The sequence below is a fragment of the Vibrio sp. 1457 genome, assembly GCF_033340195.1.
GTDB classification, from domain to species: domain Bacteria; phylum Pseudomonadota; class Gammaproteobacteria; order Enterobacterales; family Vibrionaceae; genus Vibrio; species Vibrio alginolyticus.
Window position 1 is genome coordinate 24,583 of the sequence record NZ_JAWOWA010000033.1, and the last position, 8,511, is coordinate 33,093.

The 8,511-nt window shown below is 40.2% G+C and carries 6 protein-coding genes and 2 pseudogenes; 6 read left to right on the plus strand and 2 right to left on the minus strand.

What is annotated here, in order from left to right; genetic code table 11:
• Positions 1-242 precede the first annotated feature (242 nt).
• From R7Z41_RS21940 to R7Z41_RS21960, 5 genes are all read left to right on the plus strand, one after another.
• Positions 243-638: an ACT domain-containing protein gene (locus R7Z41_RS21940; RefSeq protein ID WP_318136414.1), complete on the plus strand. Its 396-nt coding sequence runs from the start codon at positions 243-245 to the stop codon at positions 636-638.
• A gap of 1,172 nt (positions 639-1,810) precedes the next feature.
• Positions 1,811-2,524, plus strand: coding sequence for a hypothetical protein (locus R7Z41_RS21945; RefSeq protein WP_065871652.1), 714 nt, complete (start codon positions 1,811-1,813; stop codon positions 2,522-2,524).
• A 255-nt stretch (positions 2,525-2,779) separates the two neighbouring features.
• The gene (locus tag R7Z41_RS21950) at positions 2,780-3,247 is read left to right on the plus strand and encodes a hypothetical protein (protein ID WP_225478321.1); all 468 of its coding nucleotides are present in this window, start codon (positions 2,780-2,782) and stop codon (positions 3,245-3,247) included.
• A 362-nt stretch (positions 3,248-3,609) separates the two neighbouring features.
• The gene (locus tag R7Z41_RS21955) at positions 3,610-4,224 is read left to right on the plus strand and encodes a hypothetical protein (protein ID WP_225478322.1); all 615 of its coding nucleotides are present in this window, start codon (positions 3,610-3,612) and stop codon (positions 4,222-4,224) included.
• An 839-nt stretch (positions 4,225-5,063) separates the two neighbouring features.
• Positions 5,064-6,164 (plus strand): hypothetical protein, encoded by a 1,101-nt coding sequence (locus R7Z41_RS21960; RefSeq protein ID WP_025607707.1) that lies wholly within the window; start codon positions 5,064-5,066, stop codon positions 6,162-6,164.
• Positions 6,165-6,169: 5 nt separating this feature from the next.
• Here the strand turns inward: R7Z41_RS21960 and R7Z41_RS21965 are convergent.
• Both R7Z41_RS21965 and R7Z41_RS21970 read right to left on the minus strand, forming a co-directional pair.
• Positions 6,170-7,100 (minus strand): annotated as a pseudogene (locus R7Z41_RS21965) (IS1595 family transposase).
• 77 nt (positions 7,101-7,177) lie between these two features.
• Positions 7,178-7,410: pseudogene (locus tag R7Z41_RS21970) on the minus strand (MerR family transcriptional regulator); the annotation flags it as partial.
• Between the two features lie 452 nt (positions 7,411-7,862).
• Here R7Z41_RS21970 and R7Z41_RS21975 point away from each other — a divergent pair.
• Positions 7,863-8,408 carry a porin family protein gene (locus tag R7Z41_RS21975; RefSeq protein WP_065871682.1) on the plus strand — a complete coding sequence of 182 codons (546 nt, stop codon included), beginning with the start codon at positions 7,863-7,865 and terminating at the stop codon, positions 8,406-8,408.
• Positions 8,409-8,511: the final 103 nt, after the last annotated feature.

Genomic DNA, 8,511 nt, shown 5'->3' on the forward strand with positions numbered 1-8,511 from the left:
GCATTTGGTGGCCAAGCGAGTTTGAGTGTGTGACTAACATCTTAGAACATGGTCAATAAAGCAGTTCATTGCCAAATAAATCAGTCGGTTGTGGTAAAACATAACAAACGCTTCAAGACGGATTCGCAACGCATGGCGGTTTTGGCTTGATTCTGCTTTTGTGTTTACGGTGCAATAATTTAATGTCGTGGTAGCGTTGCTCACCACTTAAGCGGGCGTTAGCAATATAAGAGGAAACCGATATGTCAGGAATCACAGACCTAGACGAATTATTGCGTTCGATGAGTCCAAAACTAATGGAATCAGAGTTCGTATTTTGTACAGTTTCTGGTGTGCTAGCAGACTATGTTGACCTAAATCCAGTTGCCACGTTTATTGAATCTGAGGGTTTTACTTTGGTTCTAGAGAAATCAGCGGCAGAAAAGGCAGGTTTGTCGTTTGATGGTACATATAGTCAAATAACTCTGACGGTGTACTCCAGTTTGGAAGCTGTAGGTCTTACAGCAGCAGTGGCTAGTAAGTTAGCATCAAAGGGTATTAGTGCTAATGTCATTGCAGCGTATTATCACGACCATATCTTTGTTCAAAGCGGTAAAGCTGAAGCGGCAGTTTCAGCATTAGAAGAGTTCAGTGCATAGGGTAAAGCCATATTGCTAACAAAGCATTTAAGACGGATTCCCAACGCTCGGCATTTTTGGTTTACTTTGAATTTAGTGTTTACGATACAATACTTTAAGTGCGGTGGTCTGCGTTGCTCACCACTTAATGCGGCGTTAGTTGCCAACGAGGAAAACGCAGCTCAAGCAGGATGTTTGGAGTTAAAATCAGTGTGTTTTTGGTGGGGTTTTGTACTTCAATTTTGAATCGTTCGGGTTCGTGAAAATCGTTCTCAGGTTTCTTTTGAGGTTGGATTTTCTGTTTCAGAAACCGAATCACAGGTTGAGAGTCAGCTCTGTGACATTGTCTTTTCAAATGAGCGTTTTGGGGTTGTTAATCCGTTTTCTACGGCGCCGTTTGTTCCAAGTGGTTTCAGTGAGAGACGCTTTAAAACTACGCCTGATTTGAGTTTTTCAAAACACGTAAAATTAGTGTTGGCAAAGTGGCAATCAACTTCAACTCAAAGCTTTAAGTTTGGCAACTAACAAAGCATTTAAGAGTGATTCTCGATATTTCTTTAAGGTTTTGTTTTGTATGGAATTTTGTCTTAGTGCTTCCCCCCAGGGGGAACATTGAGGGGAACTGCGGAAAATAACTCTTAATTGTGATTTAAATCACTATTTTTGCTTATTTTTGTTTCGGCTCTTCACCGAATAGCCTCTCAGAGCAAAATGTGCTCAAGAGGAGCAATTCAAGTTTGTGGAACTAATCTCAGGCTTCGAGGTACTTTTTAAGATAGCGCCCAAGCTTTTTAAAGCGGTAGTTCTTGCCCCATTTCGTGCTGGCAACAAGTAAGAAACCCTTACCAGTTGCTTTCCAACTCAAAGCAATTCTTTAGTTGTTGCGTCCGCTGTAACGAGCCTATGCCCCAAACCTTGCTAGCAATGATGATTCGTTCAATCTCATCATGGAAGTTTGAACTAGATTTTGTTATCCAAGTGATGCCTCAAGGTATGGGTTTTGTTAGTTTGACTAATGAGTTAGTATGAGATAGATCGTTAAATTAAGGCTGGATGGAAGCCTGCTCACTCCAATAAGGCAAACTCTTTCGAGAACCATAATCCTAAATTATATATTTTTTCTTATTTATTTCGGCGGGAAGAAGAAAATTAGGAGTGGATTTACTTAGCTTTTCGTCTAGGTATATAAGATCATGAATATTACTCAATCTTTCATTTCAAATGTCAAGAAACTAGCTAAAAAGATTCAAGTTGAACTAGGTGTTAAGCACACCCAAGCACTTGAATTAGCAGCACGAGAAGTTGGCTTCCCTAACTACCATTCGCTATTACAGCATTCGAAAAAAGCTAACAATCATAGAGCTAATATAGTTAATGCAAATAAAGGTATGGATGGGGTTAATCAAGAGTTCGCTATGGCTCAGGGGAATAGAGGTAAACAGCTTAATCCAAATCAAAACAGCTCTCTATTGGTTATATTTGATGATGATTTGATGGTAAATGAGCTAGAGTATGAAGGCACCACTCCCAAACTTATTAGACGTAACTTTAAGGCCGAGTATCTCGATAAAGGCTTTGCAACCGATATAGGTGCAAGGATACTAAGTTTCGCTGAACTTAAACACCGTGACTTGGATATAGGCTATGGTTCGCAATTACACCAGTGGGGATACATCTGTGTTGAGTTCTTACGAAACAGAAACAATCCTTGGACTATTGAAGACGCTAATGAAATTGCGAAAGAGCGCATAGGTTCGAAATTTGGCTCTTGCTACCGTGAATTCTTTTTCATCGATGGAGAATATGTAAATAACCATGTCTATGATGAAAGAACTACAGCATTAGACCTCGAAAACGATAGACAGTACCATCCAGCAATCGATGGCTATCATGACAACTATAGCTAAGTGTTAACTTAACTAGCCCACTTTTGAGTCAGTTGTTCTTCCTAGCTGACTCATCATTGCCCCACTTCGCGTTAATGTATTTACTCAGTAGCAGAGAAAACTCGCAGTTTTCCCTAGAATAAGTAATGTGACTAGCCATAGATGTAGGTAATATCAACTTATAGGATTTCACCGTCCCCCCAATCTACTAACTAGGTGAACCATGACAAGTAAGAAGAGTAAGCCACCAACAATTTTGATTAAGAGGTATTTAAATTGAAAAGAGATGTCGCGCTACTAGTAGCCGAAGCGCCTTGGTTTTCATTCAAAAACAACAGAGATCAAGCGACTGGACTCCCTTTTTTTACAGGGATAAAGCAGTATGTGAACAAAAATGCTAAAAAGTCACAGCTTAATATTTATTCATGTGATTATTACGATAATAACTCGTTGGAATATGCGTTAAATCACCTAACTGACACGGAAGAGAACATACAAATACTTTACATCGGTGGACATGGTGATGGTAAGTGCGTAGCTGATGCTTCCATTAAAAAAGTATCAGAAATGGTTAAGAGTAAAGGACGCAATATAAAGGGGCTGATTGTGAGTTCTTGTTTGGCTGCTAGCAAAGATACTCTCTCTGAATCAACGTCTTGGGGAATAGATGACACTAGTTTTGATATTGTAAATGGTCCTAATTGGGTCATCTCATATAAGCACTCTGTCGATTGGTTTCAGTAAGTACTACTAGAAACTGCAATAATCAAAGAGTTCGCTGAAGGGTATATTAGCGAGGGTAAGTTGAACTCTAAACAAGACATTATCACTTGCTTCCATAATGCTCTTTTCCCATTTGATCTGAATATCCCTTTTGCCAATGGTGAAGATGGAAGTCCCAAAACTCTTAGTGAATCAATACGTTTTTGGGTAAGGCCGCAAGGGAGCAGTCATCCCGCAGACGTCACAAAAGAGTTACTTACTGGCTTGATGACTTGAGTATCGGGCAAAATCGTGAGATTTCTTTTTTAGTTTTAGGTATAAGCGAGCTTAGCTAGTTGTTAGCGCGTATTAATTTTTATGTAAATAACAGGATAAAACTAACTATGCCTATTCAAAGAAGAGTAAAAGATAATCGTATCAATTATGAACAAGTAGCAAAGCTAATTCTTTTATGCTCTCAAACTCACAAATCGGATGCTGAAGCAAACCAAAATCGGTTCATAGTACGTGAAGGGCTTATCCAGAAGATGGTGGGCATGCCATTATCGCATGATGATCGCTTTTACATCATTAGAGAGTTCAACTTACTTGGTTGGCAGGTGGCTATTAATCCTGATTATTGGCTTATATTCGTGGTTGATGAAGAACAGTTGTTCAAATGGGATGAGGCTACGTACCCCTATGGGCTAGAACAGACCATTAAAGCGGTACAACAAGGAAAAGAGCCACCACTAGGTGAACTTGACGATTACTATCGGCTTAAGCCAAATCTAACTGCAAAATTCTTAGGTTGGTCAGACGAAGACATTCAAGAACAGCTTGTGGAAGAGGCTTTAAACGGAGTAGAAGGTGAAGTTGAAGAAGAATATGAGGAAACAGGTGACAAGTCTCTTCTGAACATTAAAGATGATGATGAAATCGGCTTTACAAATTTTACTGCTTGGGAATATCTCGACTATGAACTGGCTAGAAATGGACTAGTTTTCAAATCTAAATAATACTGGCGCAGGTGTGTGGTTACTCGATAGTAGCCACTCATCCACCAAGGAGGTTTGTGTTGTTAACCCATCTACCTAACGAGATCAATACTAGTCATCTTCACAAATGCCTAGAAGATGCGAAGTTAATATCGAAAAAGGTTGGAGAGCAGAACATTCTCTTAGAGCTTCAAATTTACCTCTTAAGGATAGATTTACTAATAGCCAATAGCCGTATCCAGAGTGATTGGCGAACCCATGCATTAACCCTCGATAAAATTCTTCGTAGACTTTTAGGACTTTCCAAGCAGATAGAGTCATTGACGGATAACCATGCTTTTTCAACTCAATATTGCCTTGATAGTGCTTTGGAACAAGTGAAGGTATTGATTACCGTAACCTGTAAAGTTATAGACGCTCGGTAATATTATTGGTGTAATATCGTGTTTGATGTGATGGCACGTGGCGAGTTCCCATCTATCATTTTGAAAAAATTACTCAATCATATTGACTTTATACTTTGTGCATTAATACTGGTGGAATCAGAGCCACCAACATTAATGATGCCAACTGGTGTAAGCCTTAAGCCTGTTTGCCAAACTCACCTCTGTTTAGTAGACGACACTTGTTACCAAGTGTAACTATCTTTGTGGGCGTTATCCAAGTAATGCCAGTAGCAACTCGCGGGCGTGGATTTTTCATCAATTTCATGGTTGAGTTGCGTTAGCCAATTTTCCAACCTGATTACGCATAACTTTCAGCTAAGTTGAAATATCACTTCGTTGCGCTTTTTTGTTACCCATTTATAATGACTTACATGAACAAAGGCTGTTCATCATTCACTCAAGGAATTAACTCACATGTCACTCAGCAAAGTAAAAAATTTGTTCTCTCGCTCCCAGTTCCCACTCCATTATGGCTGGTTAGAATTGATAGAAAAGAGCATTGCCGCTTCCAGTGACCAAGAGTACCTAATGAATGAGATTAATGACATATCCAAACTGATGGGTAATGAGTACACCGAGGCTTTGATATTGCTTATTGATTCCCAACCTGAATCGCCATATTCATTACCTTTGAAGTTAATGCCTTTAAAACTTTCAGCTAAAAAGAGGATAGCGACTAACAGTGGTGAGTTCGCAGGTGATTGTGAAATGATTAAATCCCTGCTCTCAAAACATGTCTCTATCGGAACCAAAACTCCCGCAGAACAACGAAATGAACAACGCCAGATTCAAGAGCAAAAGCTGCAAGCGAGACGTGAAGCATCAGAAAAGATGTTTAAGGAACGAAAAGCTCAATATGAGAGGGACTACATTGATTTTCCATCGATAGAGGTAGTTAAGGTACTAAGACGATCCAAAGCAGCAGAAATCCTCGAACCATTGACCAAAGGGCAAACAATCTCTGAGAGCGATTACTTATGGTTAATCAATAAAGGTTTTGAAAATCAATATGTAAGTGGGCTGTACTATCTGAATCGAGCTGAGCTAGCAAAGCGCAAATGGGAAGATACGAAGAAACCTTGGAATCTCGTGAATGCTATTGCTGATTACAGAAAGGCTGGGAAACCCCAAATTGCGGTCGCTCTGGTTAATAAAAACTTCCCATTCAATTTCGCAAATGGCAACAAGAGCCTGAAATCGGCACTCTTAACCACAAGTGGTGGTGCAAAGCGTGATCTAAACATGTTTGATAAAGCGATCCAATTTGGTACTCAAGCTCATGAACTTACTAAACAAGACTACCGCCCATGCACTCTAATTGGCGCATGTAAGATGATCTTGGGAGATGTTGCTCAAGGGCATGAGTGGTATCAAAAAGCAATTAAACGTGGGTTTAATGAAGATAGCTTTGAGCAAGAGATCCGATCAATCTACAACCGTGCCAGTCGCAAAGATAAAGCTAAAATCAAACAGACCTTAATCGCTGATGGATGGGTATATCAGTGGCTCAAATGAGTCACTTAATACGACTCTGCTAATTTTAGTAACCGATATGGCATAGGAGGTGTTGTCATTGATGAGCCAAGAAGCTCATCTAGCAATTCTTCGAGTCTAAATCGGTAGTTAAATCGAAAGCAAAACTCACCGAGATATCGAGGTAGATGCTTTTTACTGATAGCATGGTAAGTTCCTCTCAATGAGTTCTTGACGTTACCGATCATCGTATCAACCCAATGGAAGTATTTATCTTGAATTTCATCAAGATCAGGTGCGCCATCTTTAACAACCCGATCATGGTGTACGTTCGCATTGGACAGGGCTTCAAAGCAGGAAAGTCCATCTGATATGGCGAGAGTGGACGGCACTAAGTGCTTCTTAGCCCACTTCTCAACTTCATCTTTACGAAAGCCTTTAACCACAGTCATTCGCATGTAAACAGGGTTGTAGTCTTCATTCAGAGCGACAGCAGCAATGAAAGGCACTTTGTTTACAGATCCTCTGCCACGCTTACCCTTTGTTTTACCGCCCCAATATGCATCATCGAGTTGTCTTTTATCATCACTCTCTTTCATCGCTTGCATGAGCTTATGCTTCATGCGCCATGCCGTGTTATATGAGACCTCAATTAGCCTTGATAGCTCTAATGCTGATATGCCGTTTTTAACTTTAGTCAGCAGGAGGATGGCGAGAAACCACTTAGTCAGTGGCAGCTTGGTGTTATCAAGAATAGTCCCTGCGGTAAGAGATGTTTGTTGGTGGCAGGTGTTGCATTGATATAACGAATGCCGCTTTAGCTTGCAGTATTCTTTACCGCCACAGCTAGGGCAGACAAACCCATTACCCCACCTAAGATTAAAAAAGTCTGTCATAGCACTGAGTTTCCGTTCCATAAAGGTTGTTGAAGCGGATCAACGATAAACCTTTTTGAAACTGAATCTCATTTCTAGCCATAAACACCTCTCAAACCAATGATCTGAGTATAGGCTTGGCTCGGAAATGATCAAGCTGAAACTTATGCGTAATCAGGTTTTCCAATGAGCTTCTACTTAACTTCGCGTCCATGCATTGTTCACACTCTTTCAGTGAGAGTCCTGCACTTTGAAGTTGTTTAGTCAAAAACAGTAGCTGCAAATCGTTTTCGCTGTAATAGCGGTACCCATTGTCAAGGCGATGGCCGTTAATCAGCCCTAGCTTCTCGTAATAGAGCAAGGTGGTGCGAGATATACCAGCCTTTGCCCCAATTCCGAAATACGCAATACATGTGAGATTTGACCCAAATGTTCTTAGTATTTGGATAGTATGAACTGTAGGGTAGTAGACAGGTCAAGTAGACTTGTTAGAATTTTTCACCAACCGTGGCTGAAGTGAGATGTTGGTGAGGACTGTGGATGATTTTGAGTTATTAGTCGGTAGCTAGTAGACCGTGTTCAATACGAGAATTTATTTATGATATGAATAGCTAAATTAGCAAAATCACTGGTAAACTATTGTCCATCTTCGAGCCAGCTAGATCTGTGCTGGCTCATTTATGCCCCAAAACCACTTAGAGTAGATGCTCTTTACTTAACAACGATGTTCATATTGACCAATATTTTCTAATGCTACAAGCTCATATGCAGCCACTGTATACACCAATAAGGAGACGTTCTTAACAGAATTGATATATAGAAAAGAGTATAATCCCTTTTTTAACAGGCATTTATGAGTTTTAAGTTGAAAAAAATTGTGTTGTTCGCGCTATTAAGCGCTAATGTTTCAGCCGCTGCTGGCACCGATCATTTGTATGTCGGTGGCAATTTGCTAGTAGGCCACAATACAGAATTAGATGCAGGCTTTGCTTCTATTGATGAAAGTAATGACTTGGGTGCGGGTGTTTTTGGTGGTTATAGCTTTGCTGTTCACCCAAATGTGGATTTGGGTGTGGAATTGGAGTACCAACACTTTGGCGAGGCCGAGTTTGCTGAAAATGTAAGTGTCGAAGGAAATGCATTTTACATCAATGCTCGCCCTAAATTTATGGAGAAAGGCAACAATTTATACAGCGCACTTATCTTAGGTGTTGGAACGCTACAGGGTGAAACCAATATCTTGGGGGCATCAGAGTCAGATTCTAAGTTTTCTTATCAAGCGGGCTTGGAGGTTGGCTATATGTTTAATGATATTGATGTTTCCGTTGGCTATAGATACAGAGCTGCTGAGTTTGATGGCGTAGACTTAGAGATCCAAGGCGTAACTGTTGGAATGAGGTACAACTTTTAATGTTTAATAATAAATTACTTTTAGTGGGGTTGTCGTTAGCTGCGTTGGGTGGCTGTACATCTGTTCAATACAATGGTTCGCCAGCGAACTCGGTCACTAAAGT

What these genes read in the sequence shown, in the direction of transcription:
- R7Z41_RS21955 (WP_225478322.1), top strand. Translation starts at nt 3,610, where the DNA reads ATGCCTATTCAAAGAAGAGTAAAAGATAATCGTATCAATTATGAACAA.
- R7Z41_RS21960 (WP_025607707.1), top strand. Translation starts at nt 5,064, where the DNA reads ATGTCACTCAGCAAAGTAAAAAATTTGTTCTCTCGCTCCCAGTTCCCA.
- R7Z41_RS21940 (WP_318136414.1), top strand. Translation starts at nt 243, where the DNA reads ATGTCAGGAATCACAGACCTAGACGAATTATTGCGTTCGATGAGTCCA.
- R7Z41_RS21945 (WP_065871652.1), top strand. Translation starts at nt 1,811, where the DNA reads ATGAATATTACTCAATCTTTCATTTCAAATGTCAAGAAACTAGCTAAA.